This window comes from Arthrobacter sp. NPDC056493 (assembly GCF_042795115.1).
Classification (GTDB): domain Bacteria; phylum Actinomycetota; class Actinomycetes; order Actinomycetales; family Micrococcaceae; genus Arthrobacter.
On sequence record NZ_JBHTSL010000031.1, the window covers coordinates 21,576 to 40,923 of the forward strand.

20 protein-coding genes, 1 tRNA gene and 1 pseudogene are annotated in these 19,348 nt (G+C 67.5%); 10 read left to right on the forward strand and 12 right to left on the reverse strand.

The window, feature by feature from the left end:
- Positions 1–43 precede the first annotated feature (43 nt).
- From ACFQ50_RS13600 to ACFQ50_RS13610, 3 genes are all read right to left on the reverse strand, one after another.
- Positions 44–946 carry an Fpg/Nei family DNA glycosylase gene (locus ACFQ50_RS13600; protein WP_377996070.1) on the reverse strand — a complete coding sequence of 301 codons (903 nt, stop codon included), beginning with the start codon at positions 944–946 and terminating at the stop codon, positions 44–46.
- Positions 946–1,440, reverse strand: a complete 495-nt coding sequence (locus tag ACFQ50_RS13605; protein WP_377996071.1) for a ribose-5-phosphate isomerase — start codon at positions 1,438–1,440, stop codon at positions 946–948. The genes ACFQ50_RS13600 and ACFQ50_RS13605 overlap by 1 nt, the downstream gene beginning before the upstream one ends.
- 123 nt (positions 1,441–1,563) lie before the next feature.
- Positions 1,564–2,580, reverse strand: a complete 1,017-nt coding sequence (locus ACFQ50_RS13610; RefSeq protein ID WP_377996072.1) for a hypothetical protein — start codon at positions 2,578–2,580, stop codon at positions 1,564–1,566.
- Between the two features lie 205 nt (positions 2,581–2,785).
- Here ACFQ50_RS13610 and pepN point away from each other — a divergent pair, with 205 nt between their 5' ends.
- The 4 genes from pepN to ACFQ50_RS13630 all read left to right on the forward strand — a co-directional run bounded on the left by pepN (position 2,786) and on the right by ACFQ50_RS13630 (position 7,067).
- Entirely contained in the window at positions 2,786–5,344 is a 2,559-nt protein-coding gene (gene pepN, locus ACFQ50_RS13615) for an aminopeptidase N (protein ID WP_377996073.1), read from the forward strand.
- A gap of 3 nt (positions 5,345–5,347) precedes the next feature.
- Positions 5,348–5,827, forward strand: a complete 480-nt coding sequence (locus tag ACFQ50_RS13620; RefSeq protein ID WP_377996074.1) for an OsmC family protein — start codon at positions 5,348–5,350, stop codon at positions 5,825–5,827.
- A gap of 107 nt (positions 5,828–5,934) precedes the next feature.
- Complete coding sequence (locus tag ACFQ50_RS13625; protein WP_377996075.1) at positions 5,935–6,597, forward strand: mechanosensitive ion channel family protein; 663 nt, start codon at positions 5,935–5,937, stop codon at positions 6,595–6,597.
- Positions 6,598–6,599: 2 nt separating this feature from the next.
- Positions 6,600–7,067 carry a globin gene (locus ACFQ50_RS13630; RefSeq protein ID WP_377996076.1) on the forward strand — a complete coding sequence of 156 codons (468 nt, stop codon included), beginning with the start codon at positions 6,600–6,602 and terminating at the stop codon, positions 7,065–7,067.
- 1 nt (position 7,068) lies between these two features.
- Here ACFQ50_RS13630 and ACFQ50_RS13635 read toward each other — a convergent pair whose 3' ends face one another.
- Complete coding sequence (locus ACFQ50_RS13635; protein WP_377996077.1) at positions 7,069–7,731, reverse strand: hypothetical protein; 663 nt, start codon at positions 7,729–7,731, stop codon at positions 7,069–7,071.
- A 63-nt stretch (positions 7,732–7,794) separates the two neighbouring features.
- Between ACFQ50_RS13635 and ACFQ50_RS13640 the strand changes: the two genes are divergently transcribed.
- On the forward strand, positions 7,795–8,766 hold the full coding sequence (locus tag ACFQ50_RS13640) for an acyl-CoA thioesterase (RefSeq protein WP_377996078.1): 972 nt from the start codon (positions 7,795–7,797) through the stop codon (positions 8,764–8,766).
- A gap of 74 nt (positions 8,767–8,840) precedes the next feature.
- Here the strand turns inward: ACFQ50_RS13640 and ettA are convergent, their stop codons facing one another.
- The 3 genes from ettA to ACFQ50_RS13655 form a co-directional block, all read right to left on the reverse strand.
- Positions 8,841–10,523, reverse strand: a complete 1,683-nt coding sequence (gene ettA, locus ACFQ50_RS13645; RefSeq protein ID WP_377996079.1) for an energy-dependent translational throttle protein EttA — start codon at positions 10,521–10,523, stop codon at positions 8,841–8,843.
- A 61-nt stretch (positions 10,524–10,584) separates the two neighbouring features.
- A complete protein-coding gene (locus ACFQ50_RS13650; RefSeq protein WP_377996080.1) occupies positions 10,585–11,088 on the reverse strand; it encodes a DUF6993 domain-containing protein in 504 nt (167 codons plus the stop codon).
- Positions 11,089–11,238: 150 nt separating this feature from the next.
- Positions 11,239–11,808: a single-stranded DNA-binding protein gene (locus ACFQ50_RS13655; protein ID WP_377996081.1), complete on the reverse strand. Its 570-nt coding sequence runs from the start codon at positions 11,806–11,808 to the stop codon at positions 11,239–11,241.
- Between the two features lie 209 nt (positions 11,809–12,017).
- Here ACFQ50_RS13655 and ACFQ50_RS13660 point away from each other — a divergent pair.
- A tRNA-Arg gene (locus tag ACFQ50_RS13660) sits at positions 12,018–12,090 on the forward strand.
- A gap of 207 nt (positions 12,091–12,297) precedes the next feature.
- On the forward strand, positions 12,298–12,777 hold the full coding sequence (locus tag ACFQ50_RS13665; RefSeq protein WP_377996082.1) for a lipopolysaccharide assembly LapA domain-containing protein: 480 nt from the start codon (positions 12,298–12,300) through the stop codon (positions 12,775–12,777).
- 23 nt (positions 12,778–12,800) lie between these two features.
- Here ACFQ50_RS13665 and ACFQ50_RS13670 read toward each other — a convergent pair whose 3' ends face one another.
- From ACFQ50_RS13670 to ACFQ50_RS13685, 4 genes are all read right to left on the reverse strand, one after another.
- Positions 12,801–13,232: an SRPBCC domain-containing protein gene (locus ACFQ50_RS13670; RefSeq protein ID WP_377996083.1), complete on the reverse strand. Its 432-nt coding sequence runs from the start codon at positions 13,230–13,232 to the stop codon at positions 12,801–12,803.
- A gap of 64 nt (positions 13,233–13,296) precedes the next feature.
- Positions 13,297–14,154 carry a sugar phosphate isomerase/epimerase family protein gene (locus ACFQ50_RS13675; RefSeq protein ID WP_377996084.1) on the reverse strand — a complete coding sequence of 286 codons (858 nt, stop codon included), beginning with the start codon at positions 14,152–14,154 and terminating at the stop codon, positions 13,297–13,299.
- Entirely contained in the window at positions 14,151–15,365 is a 1,215-nt protein-coding gene (locus ACFQ50_RS13680; protein ID WP_377996085.1) for a dihydrodipicolinate synthase family protein, read from the reverse strand. Before ACFQ50_RS13680 ends, ACFQ50_RS13675 begins: the two co-directional genes overlap by 4 nt.
- Positions 15,365–16,534: a Gfo/Idh/MocA family protein gene (locus ACFQ50_RS13685; protein WP_377996086.1), complete on the reverse strand. Its 1,170-nt coding sequence runs from the start codon at positions 16,532–16,534 to the stop codon at positions 15,365–15,367. The genes ACFQ50_RS13680 and ACFQ50_RS13685 overlap by 1 nt, the downstream gene beginning before the upstream one ends.
- 175 nt (positions 16,535–16,709) lie before the next feature.
- On the opposite strand from ACFQ50_RS13685, the gene ACFQ50_RS13690 reads away from it, so the two are divergent.
- Positions 16,710–17,810, forward strand: a complete 1,101-nt coding sequence (locus tag ACFQ50_RS13690) for a LacI family DNA-binding transcriptional regulator (protein ID WP_377996087.1) — start codon at positions 16,710–16,712, stop codon at positions 17,808–17,810.
- 51 nt (positions 17,811–17,861) lie between these two features.
- Positions 17,862–18,473: a GNAT family N-acetyltransferase gene (locus ACFQ50_RS13695; RefSeq protein ID WP_377996088.1), complete on the forward strand. Its 612-nt coding sequence runs from the start codon at positions 17,862–17,864 to the stop codon at positions 18,471–18,473.
- Here the strand turns inward: ACFQ50_RS13695 and ACFQ50_RS13700 are convergent.
- Complete coding sequence (locus ACFQ50_RS13700) at positions 18,424–18,627, reverse strand: hypothetical protein (RefSeq protein WP_377996089.1); 204 nt, start codon at positions 18,625–18,627, stop codon at positions 18,424–18,426. The genes ACFQ50_RS13695 and ACFQ50_RS13700 overlap by 50 nt on opposite strands.
- Before the next feature lie 35 nt (positions 18,628–18,662).
- On the opposite strand from ACFQ50_RS13700, the pseudogene ACFQ50_RS13705 reads away from it, so the two are divergent.
- Positions 18,663–19,347, forward strand: a pseudogene (locus ACFQ50_RS13705) (DNA alkylation repair protein).
- The last annotated feature ends 1 nt before the right edge of the window (position 19,348 follow it).

Here is a 19,348-nt window from a genome sequence, read left to right on the forward strand (position 1 = left end):
GCCCCGTTTCGGTTCGCCTGACGCGGCGGCGCTGAAAGTCGGCTCAGGCAGGCTGCTGGCAGGACGGGCACCAGTAGAGTTTGCGGGCGGCGTGGTCGGCCAGGGCAACCGGGGTGCCGCAGACGCGGCAGGGCTGGCCTTGGCGGCGGTAGACAAAATGCGCCTCCTCCCCCGGCGGAAGCTGATCGCTCCGGGTCCAAAAGCCGGCGGTGGTGGTGATGATCCGCCCGTCGCGGACGCCGTCGGCCATCACCGCCACGGTGTCGTCCCAGAGGAACCCGGCGGCGTCCTCCGTAAGCGCCCGGCCGGGAAGCAACGGGTCGATCCGGCCGCGGAACAGCACTTCGGCCCGGTAGACGTTCCCGACGCCGGCGATCACTTTCTGGTCCATCAGCAGCGTGGCGAGCGGCGTCCGCTTCGCCAGTATGCGCCGGATGAAGTCGTCCCGGCTGCCCGCGGTGTTGTGAAGCGGATCGGGTCCCAGCCTGTCCAGCACGGCTGCCGCCTCGGCGTCCGTGATGGCCGCGCACGTGGTGGCACCGCGCAGGTCAGCCCAGCCGTGGTCACTCACCAAACGGACCCGCACGGCGCCCACCGGCGCCGGCGGGCCGGCGTACCCGGCGGGCGCAGGGCCGGTGCCGTCGCCGGCCAACTCCCGCTCCCCCACCCTGCGGGGCGCACCGATGCTGGACGCCCCGCGGAACTGGCTATCGCCGCCGAAGTCCCAGGCCCCGTAAAGGCCCAGGTGGACGTGCAGCACCAGCCCGTGCTCGAAGTGCAGGAAGAGGTGCTTGCCATGCGCGGCCGCGTGGACCATGGCGTTCCCGTCCAGCAGTGCCGCGCCGGCGGCAAAGCGGCCCTGCGGGCTGCTGACAGCCAGCCGCTCGCCGGCAAACACGTCACCGAACTGGCGGGCAAGCCGGTGGATCGAGTGGCCTTCGGGCACTATTCGACGATCTCGCCGGTGGTTTCGTAGGTGGCGATCTTGCCGATGCGCCGCACGTGCCGCTCGTCGTTGCTGAAGGGCTCCTGCAGGAACGCCTCGATCAGGGACGTGGCCTCCTCAACGCTGTGCTGGCGCCCGCCGACGGCCACGACGTTGGCATCATTGTGCTCGCGGGCCAGCGTTGCGGTGGCGTGGTTCCAGGCGAGGGCTGCACGGACACCCTTGACCTTGTTGGCCGCGATCTGCTCGCCGTTTCCGGATCCGCCCAGCACGATGCCCAGTGCGTGGACGCCGGCCTCCTGGTCCGCCACCACGGCGCGCGCCGCGTTGATGCAGAACGACGGGTAATCGTCCAGGGCGTCGTACTCCCTGGGACCATGGTCCACCACGTCGTAGCCGTTCGCCGTCAGGTGCTTGACCAGGTGGGCGCTCAGCTCCATGCCGGCGTGGTCGGTGGCGATGTGGACCCGCGGAAAGGCAGGGTTTGTTGTCACGGTAGGTTCCGTTCAGTCATGAGCACCGGGGCGCAGCCGGGCTGGTACAGGTCAAATCAACAGATCCAAGAGTACTCGGTGTGCTTGCGCCGGCGAGGTGCCGGCGAGGCCGTTACGCGGTAGCTACGCGTCCGCGTCGCCCTGCGCCGGGGGGCGCGTGTCGCGGCGGGCCCTCGCCGCCACGCGGGTGAGGACCTCCGCGAGAAGGGCCGCCGAGTCGGAGTTTCCGCCGCTGACGGCAAGCCGGTGGCCGTCAGTCTTGCGGACGACGACGGCGGGGCCGCTGCTGACAAGCACCGCTGCGGTTCCGTCGTGGTTGCGGTAACCCCAGCCGCCGTAGTCGGCGGCGCGGACGTCCGCGGGATGCGCGGCGGAGATGGCGGTAGCGGGGACATCAATGACACGCAGGATTCCGGCCAGGAAAACTCGCAGTCCGCTGCGGTCCGCGGTGACCCTGGCGAAGAGGAACGCGGCGCCAACCAGGGCGGCGGCCACCAGCAGGACCCCCAGCCACGGCACTGCGATGGCCAGCAGCGACGCGGGAAACAGGCTGGCGATGGCGATCATGACGAAGACGGAACTGCGGGCGTGTACCCAGAACCGCACGGAATCGGCGGCAAGATCCGGATCCAGTTCCTGTTCCAGCGCCCGTTGCAGGGCACGGTCATCCTCCGGCGTCCACTGGTGGTCCGCCTTGAAGACGAACCCGATGATGACGCCCAGCGCAAGCGCGGCACCGCTGCCAGAAGCCAGGACAATCACATCGACGCTGGATTCCCGGGCGTCCGCCTCTCCGGCCTGGCCAACGAGGGCGGCCGCCAGCACGGTGGTGACGAAAAGGCTCACCGTCAGCCCCGCGCCCATCATGATCCGGCGCATCACCGTGGGCCGGGAAAGGGGCACGGACTGCAGCAGCACCAGCCAGCCTGTGACAACGATCAGGGCAGCCCCGCCGCCCACGAAGGCGGCGAACGGCGCGAAGGCTGTGCCGCCGTCGTTGTTCCACATGACCGCCAGCGGCTCCGGCAGATCCGGCCGCAACAGCAGGGCACACACAGCAAATGCGACAGCAAGGAGTACGGGGAAGCCGGCCGCGAACCGCAGCGCCTTGGTGTCCACAGCATCGAGGATCTTTCCCATGCCTTAACGCTACCCCCGCGCCCGCCGGCCTGGAGAGAGGTCCCGCAGCGAACGGGCCGCAGAAGTGAGCCAGATAACTTGCCAAGCGGCGCCGAAATGAAACAATGGCTTCACAGTGATGCAATCCGCGCGTGAACACCGCGCAGCAGCCGCGGGCCGGGCCAGTCCGGCCACCACAACCTCTGGAGGCACAACCTTGCCAGGCATGAATCTGACCCGCGCCGAAGCGCGCGAGCGCGCCGCCCTGATCGCCGTCGACTCCTACGATGTCAGCCTGGACCTGACCACGGGCGGGACCGTCTTCGGTTCCACCACCACCGTCAGGTTCACGGCGACGCCCGGATCTTCGACGTTCATCGACGCCGTGACGGACGCTGTCCACAGCGTGACGCTGAACGGCCGCGAACTGGACCCAGCCGAGGTGTCCGACGGCGTCCGGATCCAGCTGCCCGGCCTGGCTGCGGACAACGAGCTGACCGTGGTGGCGGATGCGCCCTACATGAACACCGGCGAGGGCCTGCACCGCTTCGTGGATCCGGTGGACGGCGAGGTGTACCTGTACACGCAGTTCGAGGTCCCGGACTCGCGCCGGATGTTCGCGGTCTTTGAACAGCCCGACCTCAAGGCCGCCTTCCGGTTCCGCGTCACCGCCCCCTCGCACTGGGACGTCATCTCCAATTCACCGACGCCGGAGCCGGAAGCGGCTGCCCCGGGGGACGACGGCGGAGCCCGCTCGGTCTGGGACTTTGCGCCCACGCCACGCCTGTCCTCGTACGTCACCGCACTCATCGCCGGGCCCTACCAGTCGGTGCGCAGCGACGTCACGAGCTCGGATGGCCGCGTCGTGCCGCTGGGCGTCTTCGCGCGCAAGTCCCTCATGCAGTACCTGGACGCGGACAACATCTTTGAGCTCACGCGCCAGGGATTCGAGTTCTTCGAGGCCCAGTTCGGCTGCCCCTACCCGTTCGAGAAGTACGACCAGCTGTTTGTGCCGGAGTTCAACGCCGGCGCCATGGAGAACGCCGGAGCGGTGACCATCCTCGAAGGCTACGTTTTCCGCGGCAAGGTCCCGGAGGCGCAGGTGGAACGCCGGGCCATCACCGTGCTGCACGAGCTGGCCCACATGTGGTTCGGCGACCTCGTGACCATGCGCTGGTGGAACGATCTCTGGCTCAACGAGTCCTTCGCCGAATACATGTCGCACCTGGCCGCGGTGGAGAACACCAAGTTCCAGAGCGCGTGGACCACGTTCGCCTCGGTCGAAAAGTCGTGGGCCTACCGCCAGGACCAGCTCCCGACGACCCATCCGATCTTCGCCGAAATCAACAACCTGAATGACGTCGAGGTGAACTTCGACGGCATCACCTACGCCAAGGGCGCCTCGGTGCTGCGGCAGCTTGTGGCCTGGGTGGGGCCGGACAAGTTCATGGCCGGCGTGCGTGAATACTTCGCCAAGCATTCCTGGCGGAACACCGAGCTGGGTGACCTGATGGTCGAGCTGGAGAAGGCCAGCGGACGCGACCTGGACCAGTGGGGCCGCCTGTGGCTGGAAACGGCCGGCGTGAACTCGCTGAAGCCGGAACTGGCCGTGGACGCGGACGGCACCATCACGTCCTTCGCCATCCTGCAGTCCGCGGTTGCCGAGCAGCCCACCATCCGGCCGCACCGCCTGGCAGTGGGGTTCTACGACCTCACCGGTGAGGGCACGCTGGAGCGCGTGCACCGCGAGGAGCTGGACGTCGACGGCGAACGCACCGAGGTGCCGGAGCTGGCCGGACTCAAGCGGCCGGATCTGATCCTGCTCAACGACGATGACCTCGCCTACGCCAAGGTGCGCCTGGACGAGCAGTCCCTGGCCACCGCCACCGCTCACCTCAAGGATTTCCGGGAGAGCCTGCCGCGGACCCTGGTGTGGGGCTCGGCCTGGGACGCGGCAAGGGACGGCGAAAGCCCTGCCCGGGGATACGTCGACCTGATCCTGGCCAACATCGCCTCCGAGTCTGATTCGTCGGTGATCCTGGTACAGCTGCGGCAGCTTGCCACCACGCTCACCTTCTACGTGGCCGGGGAGCACCGCGAAGCCGCCACCGTTGCCGCCGTCGACCGTCTTTGGGAACTGGCTTCGGACGTGCCGGGCGGTTCCGACGCCCAGCTGCAGTTCATCAAGTCCTTCGCCCTCCTGGCCCGCAGCGCGCAGCAGCTGGATCAAATCGCCGGCCTGCTGGACGGCTCGCTCACCCTGGCCGGGCTGGCCGTGGACCAGGACCTCCGGTGGGAGCTGGTGGCAGCCCTCGTTGCGGGCGGCCGGCTGGGCCGGGCGGACGTCGACGCCGAACTGGAGCGGGACAACACCTCCAGCGGCCAGAACGCGGCCGCGCTGGCCAAGGCTGCCATCCCCACCCCGGAAGCCAAGGCGGAGGCCTGGGAGTCGATCGTGGTCAAGGGCGATCTCTCCAATGCCATCCAGGCCTCGGCTGTCGCCGGCTTCACGCGGGTGCTGGACACCGCCCTGCTGGAGCCGTACGCGGAGAAGTACTTCGAGGCCGTGCCCGGCATCGTCGCCGATCGGACATTTGCCCTGGCTCAGCAAATCGTCCTGGGACTCTACCCGGCGCAGCTGACCAGCCAGGCGACTGTGGACCGGACCGACGGGTTCCTGGCGTCGCTGCCGGAGGAGAGCGCTGCGCTGCGCCGGATGATGCTGGAAAACCGCGACGGCGTGGCCCGGGCGCTGCGGGCCCGCGCGGCGGATGTCCAGGCCTGACCAGTGGCGCTCGACGAACACCAATACGCGCTGACGGTCCGCTGGACCGGCAACCTTGGAAGCGGGACGTCGTCCTACCGGGGATACTCCCGGGACCACGACATCGAGATTCCGGGGCTGCCGGTCCTGCAGGGCTCGGCCGACCCCACCTTCCACGGCGACCGTTCCCGGTATAACCCCGAACAGCTGCTGCTGACGGCCCTGGCGCAGTGCCACATGCTCTCCTTCCTGCACGTTGCGGTGAGGCATGGCGTGGTGGTTCTGTCCTATGAGGACAACGCCACCGGCTTGCTCCGGCTGAACCGGGACGGCAGCGGCCAGTTCGAAACCGTCACCCTCCGCCCGCAGGTGGCGGTTGCGGATCCGGGGCACCTTGCGCTGGCGGAACAGATGCACCAGGAGGCCAACCAGGTGTGTTTCATAGCCCGCAGCGTAAATTTCCCCGTTCTGCACGCTCCTGTTACCACAGCCGGAAGTCCATAGCCAGCGGCAGACCCCGCTAGGCTTAAAGGCGACCAAAGAGCAGCCGGTCTCCCCGGTAAGCGTGGAGACCGGCCGCCGCCGGACAGCAGCAAGGAGCCTTCCTGCAGATGTACAGCATGTTCACAACGCCCTCGGCCTCACTGGAGCCCACCGGACTTGACCTGGCCGGCGTGGCCATCAGCCTCGGCGCAGGCATCGTCCTATGGCTGATCGCGAGTTTCCTGATCGCCAGGATCACCCGTCGGGTGGCGAACGGCACGTCGCTGTTCAAGAAACCGCACTTCCGCTGGGTGGCGCCGGCGCTGCGCGCCCTGGACCATGAGCGGCGCGTCCAGCGGGCCCAAACGATCGGCTCGTTGCTGAAGAGCGGCATCGGCGTGGTCATCGCCGTCATCACCTGCATCTACATGCTGAAGAACCTGGACGTCGACGTGGCGCCGCTGCTGACCAGCGTGGGAATCCTGGGTATCGCCATCGGCTTTGGTGCCCAGCAGCTGATCAGGGACTTCCTTGCCGGCATCTTCATCACCATCGAGGACCAGTACGGCATCGGCGACACCATTGAAACCAGCGAAGTGATTGGCGTGGTGGAGTCGATCGGGCTGAGGATCACGCGCGTCCGCGACGAGAACGGCGCCATCTGGTACCTCCGCAACGGTGAGATCCTCCGCGTGGGCAACCGCTCGCAGGGTAACTACGTCCCGCCTGCAGAGCCTGAAGTGACTGCCGCCGAAGCCGAGCACGCACCCCAGCAGAAGGCCGGAGAATAGCCATGACCATCCCATCGCTCCCCACCCCGCCGGAGCCGGGCGTCCGCAAGCCGCTGATGCGCAACGACCCCTTCAGCCAGCCCGGGTACACGGACAACTTTTACGACGCCGTGGGCGGCCACGAGACATTCGTGAAGCTCATTGACGTTTTTTACGACGGCGTGGCCACCGATCCGCTGCTGCGGCCCATGTATCCGGAAGAGGACCTGGGGCCGGCCAAGCGGCGGTTCCTGATGTTCCTGGAGCAGTACTGGGGCGGCCCCACCACCTACGGCGAGGAACGCGGCCATCCCCGGCTGCGGATGCGACACATGCCGTTCCGGGTGACGCCCGAAGCGAAGGACCGCTGGCTGCACCACATGCGGGCGGCGGTCGATTCGCTGGACCTGCCGCCGCTGCATGAGGGCACGCTGTGGGACTACATGGAACGCGCTGCGCTCTCCATGGTGAACAGCCCGTCCGACGCCTAGGCTAAAGCAGCCCGGCGCCCGTCCGTGCCAGCACGTGTCCGCGGCTGCCGCTGAGCCGGAACCAGCGCCCCGAACGGTAAAGCTTTTGTTCGTCCTCGCCGAGGAATCCCAGGGTGAGGGCGGCAAAAGCCACTCCGGCCGGCACCCCGTGCCGTTCCGCCAGCCCCCGCCCCCAGACGGCGGCCCGGGCATTGTTGACGATCACGGCTCCGGGTTTGTCCGGGACAATACCGGCCACCTCGGCGATGCCGTCTTCGGCAACCTGCCGCAGTTCGGCGTCGGGCACTGAATCCACCAGTTCCCAGCCGCTGCGCGGCGCGCCCACGCCGGCCCATGATTCGGTGACGGTCGACGGCGGGACCGGAAGATCGGCGTCGTTCTCCCCTGCCCGGGCCAGCCGGTCCAGGACCGCGGCGAGCGGAACCGTGACGTCAATAGCGGACGGGTCTGCCAGCCCCATGGTGCGCAGGCCGAGGATCGTTGGGGTGGACTCCCCCAGGATCCGGGGCCGGAGGACGCAGACGTAGGCGGCCAGTACCGTGCCGGCTGCCTGCAGGCGGATGGCCCCGTCATCGATGGCCTTGGCGCGGGTGACAAAGGTCTTCAGATCGGCGAGGTCGCGGGGGTCAGCGAAGCGGAAAGACTGGGTAAGGAGATCAGACACGTTAAGAACACTACCGGCTGGGGCTCGGTTGAGCGGTGCCGGGGCGCCGTCTAGAGTCAAACCATGACTGAAGCGGACGCCGGATTGCAGGCCTTGCCCACGAACCACCCCACGAACTCCCTCCTCGACCTGCTGGACCTCGGCGAGCTGGAAGGCGCCCGCACCGACGAGGACATTTTCATGGGTCCGTCGCAGCGCCAGCCGCACCAGCGTGTCTTCGGCGGCCAGGTCCTGGCCCAGTCCCTGATTGCGGGAATGCGCACCGTGGACGAGGACCGCACCGTCCATTCCATGCACGGCTACTTCCTCCGGCCCGGGGACGCGAACAAACCCATCACGTTCGGGGTACAGCGCCTGCGGGACGGCCGCTCGTTCTCTGCGCGGCGGGTCCACGCCTATCAGGACGGGACACCGATTCTCTCCATGATCGCCTCGTTCCAGGCAAGCGATGAGGGCATTGAGCACCAGTCCGAGATGCCTGCCGGCATCCCCGATCCGGAGACCCTGCCCAGCACCGCAGACCTGCTGGGCAAGTTCGACCACCCCGTCGCCCGGCACTGGGCGTACGAACGGCCCTTCGACATCCGCCATGTGGATCCCGCCCTGTATGTGGCCGCTACGGGGAAAAAGGAAGCACGCAACGCCGTGTGGATGAAGACCTTCAGCCCCATGCCGGACAACGCCAACACGCACCGCGCCGCGCTGGCCTACGCCAGCGACTACACACTGCTCGAGTCGATCCTTCGCAGGCACGGGCTGAGCTGGATCACGCCGGGCATGAGCGTGGCGAGCCTCGACCACGCCATGTGGTGGCACCGTCCCGTGCGCGTGGACGAGTGGCTCCTGTATGTGCAGGAATCACCCAGCGCCCAGGGGGCGCGCGGACTCGCCACCGGCAAGATCTTCAACCGCGAGGGACTGCATGTGGCGTCCGTCGCGCAGGAGGGCATGGTCCGGGTGCCAACGGACATCAAGAGCAAGGTGGCCGGTGCCGTCCAGACCAAGATCATGCAGCACCAGATGCGCAAGGCCTGACTGGCTCCTGATACGAAAAGGCCGGCCCCGGGGTTCATTGATCCCGGGTCCGGCCTTTTTCGTACTCAGCGCGACTAGTCGCGGGTCAGGCGGCGGTGCGTGACGCGGTGCGGCTTGGCGGCGTCGGGGCCGAGGCGCTGCACCTTGTTCTCCTCGTAGGATTCGAAGTTGCCCTCAAACCAGTACCACTTCGACGGGTTCTCCTCGTCACCTTCGTAGGCGAGGATGTGGGTGGCCACCCGGTCCAGGAACCAGCGGTCGTGGGAGACCACGACGGCGCAGCCGGGGAACTCCAGCAGCGCGTTTTCCAGGCTGCTGAGGGTTTCGACGTCGAGGTCGTTGGTCGGTTCGTCAAGCAGGAGCAGGTTTCCGCCCTGCTTGAGGGTCAGAGCCAGGTTCAGGCGGTTGCGCTCACCACCGGAGAGCACACCTGCCTTCTTCTGCTGGTCCGGCCCCTTGAACCCGAACGCCGCGACATAGGCGCGGGACGGCATTTCGACGTTACCCACCTGGATGAAGTCCAGGCCGTCGGACACGACCTCCCACAGGGTCTTGTTGGGGTCGATACCGCCGCGGCTCTGGTCGGCGTAGGAGATCTTGACCGAGTCACCGATCTTCAGCTCGCCGCCGTCGAGGGGCTCGAGGCCCACGATGGTCTTGAACAGCGTGGACTTACCCACACCGTTCGGGCCAATAACGCCGACAATGCCGTTGCGCGGCAGGGAGAAGGACAGCCCGTCGATCAGCGTGCGGTCGTCGAAGCCCTTCTGCAGGTTCTTGGCTTCGAGGACCACTCCGCCAAGACGCGGTCCCGGCGGGATCTGGATCTCTTCGAAGTCCAGCTTCCGGGTGCGGTCTGCCTCGGCGGCCATTTCCTCATAGCGTGCCAGACGTGCCTTGGACTTGGTCTGCCGGCCCTTGGCGTTGGAGCGGACCCATTCGAGTTCCTCGGAGAGCCGCTTGGCCTGCTTGGCGTCCTTCTTGCCCTGGATTTCCAGGCGGGCGCGCTTCTTCTCCAGGTAGGTGGAGTAGTTGCCCTCGTAGGGGTACAGGTGGCCGCGGTCGACCTCGGCGATCCATTCCGCGACGTGGTCCAGGAAGTACCGGTCGTGGGTGACGGCGAGAACGGCGCCCTCGTAGGAGGAGAGGTGCTGTTCCAGCCACAGCACGCTCTCGGCGTCGAGGTGGTTGGTGGGCTCGTCAAGCAGCAGGAGGTCCGGCTTCTGCAGGAGCAGCTTGCAGAGCGCCACACGGCGGCGCTCACCGCCGGAGAGCAGGGTGACATCCGCGTCGGCCGGCGGGCAGCGGAGGGCGTCCATGGCCTGCTCGAGCTGGGAGTCCAGGTCCCAGGCGTCGGCGGAGTCGATGGCTTCCTGCAAGTGGCCCATCTCCTCGAGGAGTGAGTCGTAGTCCGCGTCAGGGCTGGCCATCTCCTCGGAGATCGCGTTGAAGCGCTGGATCTTGCCGAAGATCTCGCCAACGCCTTCCTGGACGTTGCCCAGGACGGTCTTCTCCTCGTTCAGCGGCGGCTCCTGCAGCAGGATGCCAACGCTGTAGCCGGGGCTCAGCCGGGCTTCGCCGTTTGAGGGGGTGTCCAGGCCGGCCATGATTTTCAGGATGGTGGACTTACCGGCACCGTTGGGGCCAACAACACCGATCTTGGCGCCCGGGAAGAAGGACATGCTTACGTCATCGAGAATAAGTTTTTCGCCAACAGCCTTTCGGGCCTTGGTCATTGTGTAGATAAATTCCGCCATGGTTCCAAATCTAGTGGGTTGGCGGGCATATCTCACATTCGCGTCAGGTCCGGCATTCCCGTCAGGCCGGGGCGCCTACGAAGCACTTCCCGTTCGACAGCGCCGGAAGAACGGCCACCGTCACCTTTCCGTCGCGGATCTGGCCGATCACGCATTCGTTGGCCTGGACGGCCGCCGCTTCCATGGAATCCACCTCGAGCCCGGTGGGCGTGCGGCCCGCCGAGACCTCCAGGCTCCGCGCCGGAACGCCTGCCGCCGTGAGCGCCGCGGCAATGTCCGCCGTGGCAGGCTTGGGATTGGCTGCCACTACCTGTCCCAGGACGTCAGTCATGGTCCGCTGCAGCGCGGCCGTGGCCCCGGCAGAGGCGGAGGCCGTGGCGGCGGACGCAGGCGCCGAAGCCCCCGCCGACGTCGGTGCCGACTGCGATGCCGACTGCTTGGCAGCCTGTGTTCCCGCGGCCTGTCCTTCCGCCGCCTGATTGACGGTGGCCTGGTCGCCCGGTGCCGTACAGGCGGCGAGCACCGACAGCAATGCAACCGCCAGTGCGAGCCGGCTGGCAACCACCTTGGTATTTTCTAGGGCACCAGTTGCCTTGCCGCGGAATGCCGTGTTCCGCCGGAGTGTCATCGCTCGCATCACGCTGCCATTCTGCCATGCGGCACCGCCAGGGAGTGCGGCACCGCCAGGGGGTGCGGTGCCGCACGCCACCGGCGTTCAGGCAGCGGCTCCGGTAAGTTCTCCCGTTTCGCGATCAAGCTCCAGCTCGTCGCCGGCGTCGTCGAGGAAGATTCCTGCCGCGGCCGCATCCTCATCGGCCTCGTCATCGTCCTCCCGGCCATCGTCAGCTCCGTCCTGGCCCGCGCCGGAGGGGCCCGAAGTGTTTCGATCGCCGTTCGCGGGACCGAATCCGTCGGCGGCCTGCGGGTTGCCGGAATTGCGGATGAAGTTGGCGGTGCCCCACTTGAGGTCGTGGCCCACAGCATCCGCATCGATCTCGGCGTCGTGGTAGACGCGGCCTTCCTTCTCCCAGCTGCGCATCTTCAGTTTGCCCACGATGATGACGCGCTGGCCCTTCTTGATGCTGCAGCCCATGTTTCCGGCCAGCTGCCGGTATCCCTGGACGGTGAACCAGTTGATGTTGCCGTCCACCCAGGCGTTGGCGGTCTTGTCGAACCGCCGTTCGGCGGAGCCGAGACGGAACGAGGCGGTGGGGACGCCTCCCGGGGTGGTGGAACTGCGGATCTCCGTGGCAACGAAGCCCCGGACGGTAATGGTGTCGGTCATCTTGGTGTCCTGTCTCGAAGTGTCATGCCCTAGCAGGCATTTCAAGCATCAACCGGCAACAGATGGACAGCGAGAGCCGACGTTCCGTATGTGGAAAACTATGGCCGCACGGCTTGTGACGCGATGGTAAAACTGCCAGGTGCCTGACGCTGGTGGCGCGCAAGTCAATGTAGACTTTTTAGGCGCCAGCAATGTGCCAGCCAGGCATTGCCCCAGTAGCTCAGGGGATAGAGCAGCGGCCTTCTAATCCGCCGGTCGGGGGTTCGATTCCCTCCTGGGGCGCATTTGTGATGAGTCGGGACATCCCTTACGGATGCGTGCCGGCTTCATGGACACCCCGGTCTTCGGACCGGGGTGTTTTTCTTTGCGCAGCCGGAGTTGCAAAGCATGCTTACTGTTGCGGGTGGGCTGTGCCTATGATCGGACTGGACCCCGGCCGTGCGATGAGGCGGGCGAATCTGGACCAGCAGTCAAGGAAGGAACACCCGCATGCACAGCCAGCCGGGCGAAAGCCCCGCCGATCCGGGGACATCCCGCCCCGCAAACCCCGCGGACGGTCAGCCCGGCCCCGCAGCGCCCACCGAACTGCCACGGGCAGGAGCGGGCGCCGGTCCTGGCGCGGCGGGCCGCCATCCCGGAACGGCCGCCATCCCGGGCTACGACGCAACCACGTCACCGCGGCCCGGCGTGGCAGAGCCCGAAAGGCGCGTGACCCGCGCCGGGATGATCTGGGCGGCAGTGGCCTCGGCCTTGGTGGTACTGGTACTGCTGATCATCTTCATCCTGCAGAACCAGGAGCTCGTCCAGGTGAAGTTCTTCGGCCTCGAAGGCGCGGTTTCGCTCGGGGTGTCCCTTTTCATCGCGGCAGTGGGCGGCGGTGTCCTCGTCGCGATGGCCGGGGCTGCCCGGATCATCCAGCTGCGCGCTGCCGCCCGCCAACGGAGGGTACAGGCCGGCCGAAAACGGTAAGCCACAGGCCGGGCGCGGGGCAATCAGTCCTCCAGGTACTCCTTGAGGTTGCCCAGCACCATGCCCCAAAGTTTTTCCGACTCCACGGCCTCGCCATCACTCTTGTTGTTGCCCTGGGTGATGCTGACCCGGGTGCCCTCCGCCACAGGCTGCAACCCGTACTCCACGGTGTGGTAGTTCTCCGGCTCGTCGGGCAGTCCCGACAGGGGGCTGTAGTGGGTGATCCGCAGAAGTTCGTTGGGGCGGGCCTCCAGCACGGTCCCCCTGTCCTTGTACGACTTGCCCTGCCACTCGCCCTCGAACGTCACGGGGTCACCTTCCCGCCAGGTGGATGTGACGTGTGTGCCGAGAAAGTACTCCTTGACGTCGGCCGGATCGGTCAGCGCCCGCCAAACCCGCCCGGGCTGTGCGGCGACGACAATGCTTGCCTCGGCGTCCCTGAATTGCTTGTCCATGGTTTCCCCTCCTGGCGCCACCCTACCTGCGGAAAGGCGGCGAAGTAAGGGCACAATGGCGGGTTCAGGCGAAGGGCAGCACCAGGTCCGCGTAGCGGTCCTTCATCCTGGCCAGGACGTCGTTGCCGTCGGCGTCCCAGATCTCCTGGTTGAAGATTTCCACCTCGATGTCGCCGGTGTAGCCGGCATCCCGCACCCAGGTGCCGATCGTGGCAAAGTCGATCACGCCGTCGCCCATCATGCCGCGGGAGAGCAGCGCGTCGGCCGCGATCGGCAGGTTGAAATCGCACACCTGGTAGGAGGCGATCCGGTTCTCCCGGCCGGCACGCTCGATCTGGGCCTTCAGCTCCGGGTCCCACCAGACGTGGAAGGTGTCGACGGCGACCCCCACCGCCCGGGCATCGTACGGCGCCGCCAGGTCCAGGGCCTGCCCCAGCGTGGAAATGAGCGCACGGTCGGCGGCGTACATCGGGTGCAGGGGTTCCAGCACCAGGCGGACACCATGTTCGACGGCGAACGGGACAAGGTCCTCGAGCCGGTCAGCCACGCGCCGGCGGGCAGCGACGACGTCCCTCTCCCCCGGCGCCAGACCCCCGACCACGAGGAACAGTTCCTGAGTATCCAGCGCAACGGCCTCCAGGACCGCGGCCCGGTTGTCCGCGAGCGCTGCCGCCTGACCGTCGGCGTCCGGGGCCGTCAGGAACCCGCCGCGGCACAGCGAGGAAACCCGCAGCCCGGCGTCCTTGATCAGCTTCGCCGCCTTGTCCAGCCCGGCCTCGGCGACGATGTCGCGCCAGGGGCCGATGGCGGGAATGCCCGCGCGGACGCAGCCGTCAACAGCCTCGGCAAGCGTCCATTTCTTGGTGGTGGCGCTGTTGAGGGACAGGCGTGAAAAGGGGGACGGTTCTGGATTGAAGGTCATACTCCCACTCCGTTGATGCGAAGGAAATCGGACATCCGGAACGCTGCGAGGGCTGGGTCCTTCAGCAGCCCGGCCTCGTCGGCCAGTTCGAAGGTCCTGGCCAGGTGCACGACGGAGCGGCCCGAGTGCAGGCCGCCAACCATCTGGAAGCCCGGCTGCTTGCCGTTGAGCCAGGACATGAACGCGATCCCGGTCTTGTAGTAGAACGTGGGGGCGCTGAAGATGTGTTTGCCCAGTTCCCGGGTGGAATCGAGGATGGCGCGCGCTTTGGCGGCATCTCCGGCGTCGTAACTCTGCAGCGCCGCGGACGCTGCCGGATAGATTGCCGCGAAGATTCCCAGCAGGGCATCCGAGTGGAGGGTGCCGTCACCGTCGATCAGTTCCGGATAGTTGAAGTCGTCCCCGGTGTAGAGCCTCACACCCACGGGAAGGCTGGCGCGGAGTGCGACTTCATGCGAAGCATCCAGGAGGGACACCTTGACGCCATCCACCTTGTCCGCGTTTTCGCGGATGAGCGAGAGGAACGTCTCCGTGGCGGCCGGGACGCTGTCCGAGCCCCAGTAACCGGCCAGTGCGGGATCGAACATAGTGCCAAGCCAGTGCAGGATGACGGGCTGCTCAGCCTCCTGCAGCAGCGTGGTGTAGACCTTCAGGTAGTCCTCGGGACCGGACGCCACCTGGGCCAGCGCCCTGGAGGCCATGAGGATCACCTTGGGTCCGGCCTCGCTGACGACGGCGACCTGCTCTCGGTAGGCGGCCAGCACAGCCTGCAGCCCGGCTTCGCCGGAGGGCAGCGCGGCGAGGTCCAGCTGGTCGGTGCCGGCGCCGCAGGACACTAGGTCCCGGACCGTCATGCCGGCCGTGGCCGTCCCGCCGGCGGCGACCACGGAGGCCGCCTCCGCCCCGGTGCGCTTGATGAGCTGCTGGGTGGCGGCCCAGTCCAGGCCCATGCCCCGCTGGGCGGTGTCCATGGCATCGGCAACGCCGAGCCCGTAGGACCACAGCTCATGCCTGTAGGCCAGGGTGGCCTCCCAGTCGAGACGCGCCGGGGCGCCCGGGGTGTTGTCAGCGGTGACCTCGGGGATGACATGTGCGGCCGCGTAGGCCCTGCGCGATGTCAGCGGCGCCGCCGGTTTGGCCCAGGTGGTGGCGGAGCCGAGCCGGTACTCGCGGGTGCCGCCGTCGGAAGTGGGAAGGATCAGTGAAGTCATCAGAGCGTGATCTCCGGGATGTCGATGGTGCGGCGTTCGTCGCTGGACTGCAGGCCGAGCTCGGCAAGCTGCACGCCGCGGGCTGCGGAGAGCAGCCCGAAGCGGTGTTCGCGTCCGGCGACGGCGTCCCGCAGGAACTCCTCCCACTGCAGCTTGAAGCCGTTGTCCAGCTCGGCGTTGGCCGGGACTTCCTGCCACTGGCTGCGGAAGGATTCGGTAACCGGAAGGTCCGGGTTCCATACCGGCTTCGGGGTGTGGGCACGCTGTTGCGCGACGCATTTGTTCAGGCCGGCGACGGCGGAACCGTGCGTGCCGTCGATCTGGAACTCGACCAGCTCGTCACGGTAGACCCGGACGGCCCAGGAGGAGTTGATCTGGCCGATGACGTCGTCTCCGCCGGGTGTCTGCAGCTCGAAGATGCCGTAGGAGGCGTCGTCCGCTGTTGCCTTGTACTCCTTGCCGGCTTCGTCCCACCGGGTGGGGATGTGGGTGGCGGTCTTGGCGTTGACGCTCCTGACCTTGCCGATGATGCCTTCCAGGACGTAGTTCCAGTGGCAGAACATGTCCGTGGTCATTCCGCCGCCGTCCTCCTTGCGGTAGTTCCAGGACGGGCGCTGGGCCGCCTGGACGTCGCCCTCGAAGACCCAGTAGCCGAATTCGCCGCGGATGGAGAGGATCCGGCCGAAGAAACCTTCATCCACGAGGCGGCGCAGCTTGACCAGGCCAGGCAGGTAGAGCTTGTCGTGCACGACGCCGGCGGTGACCCCTGCCTCCTTGCCGATGCGGGCCAGCTCGATGGCCTCCGCCAGGGTTTCCGCCGTCGGCTTCTCGGTGAAGATGTGCTTGCCGGCCCGCATGGCCTTCTTCAGGGTTGCGGCGCGCAGGCTGGTCATGGAGGCGTCGAAGACGACGTTGACGGTGGGGTCGTTGATCACACCGTCCAGGTCGGTGGTCCATTCCGAGATCTTGTGCAGCTCCGCCAGTTCGCGGATTTTCGCTTCGTTGCGTCCAACGAGGATCGGCTCCACCTGGACCTTGGTGCCGTCCTCCAGGGTGAAACCGCCGGCGTCGCGGATCGGGAGGATGGAGCGCAGCAGGTGCTGGCGGTACCCCATCCGGCCGGTAATGCCGTTCATGGCGATACGGATCGTCTTTGTTTCGAAGCCCATGAGTCCTCATTCAGTGGTGGTGGTCAGCAATTCGGGAAAGCGCATTCCCGCTTCTTCCATAGTGCAGAATCGCAGCCGATATGGCAAGCGCTTTCCTGGGTTTTCTCCAACTGCGATAATGTGGGCATCAGCCGAGTTTCCCGACGCCGGGGCCTGTTGAAGAGGAGTTGCGCCTGTGGCTGCAAGCACGCTGACCGAAGTGGCCCGCCTGGCCGGAGTCTCCCCTGCTACCGCCAGCCGCGTCCTGAACGGTTCGGCCAGGACCCCCGGACCTGACATCGCGGAACGTGTGCGAAAGGCCGCGGACTCCCTGGGCTACATCCCCAACGCCCAGGCCCAGGGCCTCGCGAAGTCCAGCTCGGGCCTCATCGGGCTCATTGTGCACGACATTGCCGACCCCTACTTCGCAGCCATCGCCCGCGGCGTCCAGGCCGCGGCCCGGCACCAGAACAAGATGGTTTTGCTCGCCACCACGGCGGGCAGCCCCGCAGACGAGCGTGCGGCCGTGGCAGCCTTCGCAGCCCGCCGCGCGGACTCGATAGTGATCGCGGGATCGCGGTCCGCACGGACCGCCGACAGGCAGGGCAACGCCGACCTGGCCGCCGAGCTCGACCGCTACTGCCGCAACGGCGGCATGGTGGGCGTGGTGGGGCACGCCGTTGTGGGCGCCGAATCCGACGAGGGCTATCACGTGGTTGAGGTTCCCAACGAGGAGCTCGCCGCCGAACTCGCCCGGGAACTGGCCGCATCGCATGCCGGGGAGTTTGTGATCATCGCCGGCCCGGAGGGCCTCCTGACCTCGGACGACCGGGTGCGGGGCTTCCAGCGCGGCCTGGCGGAAGCCGGACTGCCGCCGGCAGAGGTCCTGCACACCGGGTTCGACCGCACCGGAGGTTACGAGGCGGGCCTCGGGCTCGCCGCCCGCATCGGCGAACATGGCGGACACGGTGGGGCCGGTTCCGGAACGGCCGGACAGCCACGGCTCTGCATCTTCGCCGTCAACGACGTCATGGCAATCGGGGCCGCCGCCGCGCTGCGTTCCAGAGGACTGCGGATTCCCCGGGACGCTGCCATCGCCGGCTTTGACGACATCGAAACCCTGCGTGACTTCCGGCCGGCCCTCTCCACCGTCCGCCTGCCGCTGGAGGAAATCGGCAGGCTGGCAGTTCCCGGCGCGGATTCCGGCCTGCATGAAGCCGCCGCCGTCACCGTCACCGGCGAGGTGACACTCCGCCGGAGCACCGAGCCTGCCGGCGAACCGGCTTCCTGGCCATAGGAAAGACAGGCCCGCCACATTACAGTTTCGGCGCGGCGAGGGAAGGCGGGCATGACAGAACTTTCACCGGAACCAGCGGACGGCATCACCACCGCCGCCGCTGAGTGGCCCGCCGTCGAGCAGCTGTTCGGGGTCCGAGGTGAACCCGCACGCTGCTGGTGCCGGTTCTTTGCCCTGCCGGGCGCGGGCTTTGCGTCGACGCCGCCCGCTGACCGCAAGGCACAGCTGAAGGACAAGTTCGACGGCGGCGGGCCGGCACCGGGGGTCCTCGCGTACCGCGGCGGCTCCGCCGTCGGCTGGTGCGCCGTGGAACCGCGCGGGTGCTACCCCCGGATTCTCCGTTCCCAGGTGTTCAGGGCGGCCGGCCCCGCAGTCGCCGACGACGCCGGCCCCGGGAGCGTATGGTCGGTGAGCTGTTTCGTCGTCGCCCCCGGCCACCGGCGCAGCGGTGTGGCAGCAGCACTGCTGGCCGCCGCCGTCGGCCACGCACGCGCCAACGGTGCCGCCGTCGTGGAGGGGTATCCGGTGGATCCTGCCCAGCGGCCGAAGGCCGGACCGCCGGACCTCTACCAGGGCACGCTCGGCCTGTTCCTGGCCGCCGGGTTTGAGGTGGTCAGTGACGCTGTTCCCGGGCGCGCGGTTGTGCGGCTGAAGGTGGGATGACCCTGGCCAGATCCGGGGCGTATCCCAGGAACGCAGGCTTGGCGCCGGCGTCGGCGGTGGTGGCGGCAGCAACGCCGTCGGGCTCCTTCAGCGCAACGCCCGCCGCGGCGGCCTTGCGGACGGCAGCGGCAACGGCAACGGCGGCCGCTGTCACGGCCCGGGCTTCCTTGGACCGGCTATCTTGGCAGCATGGCAAATGAAGCGGTGCTGGCGTTGATTCGTTCCGAACTGCGGGCGGCGGCGGACCCCGTCCGCGGCGCCGCGGCGCAGGCCTACATGAAATCCGCAACGCCATCCCTCGGCGTCCGTGTGCCCGAGGTGCGCAGGACAACCAAGGCGGTGGCCGCTGCCCATCCCTTCGAAACCGCCGAGGACCTGCGGTCAACGGTTCTTGTCCTGTGGCGTGAAGCCCGCTACAGGGAGGAACGGTACGCCGCGATTGACCTGACCGGGCTGCGGAGCGTGGCGGGAGACCCGAGGATGCTTCCGCTGTATGAGGAAATCATCCGAACGGGCTCATCGTGGGATTACGTGGACGGGGTGGCCCACCGGATCGGCGCACTGCTCAAGGTCCACCGGGAGGAAATTACCCGTACTTCTCCAGTGGAGTGTCGATCGGGACTTCTGGATCCGGCGGGCATCGATCACGGCCCAGCTGGGAGCCAAAGTCCAGACGGACACCCGGCTGCTCACCGCCGTCATCGAGGCGAACATGGCCGACAAGGAATTCTTCATCCGCAAGGCCATCGGGTGGGCGTTGCGTGAGTACGCCAAAACCGACCCGGAATGGGTCCTGGAGTTCGTAACACGGAACAGCCCGTCCCTCAGCCCACTCTCGCGCAGGGAGGCCCTGCGAAACGTCCCCGTCGGATAAA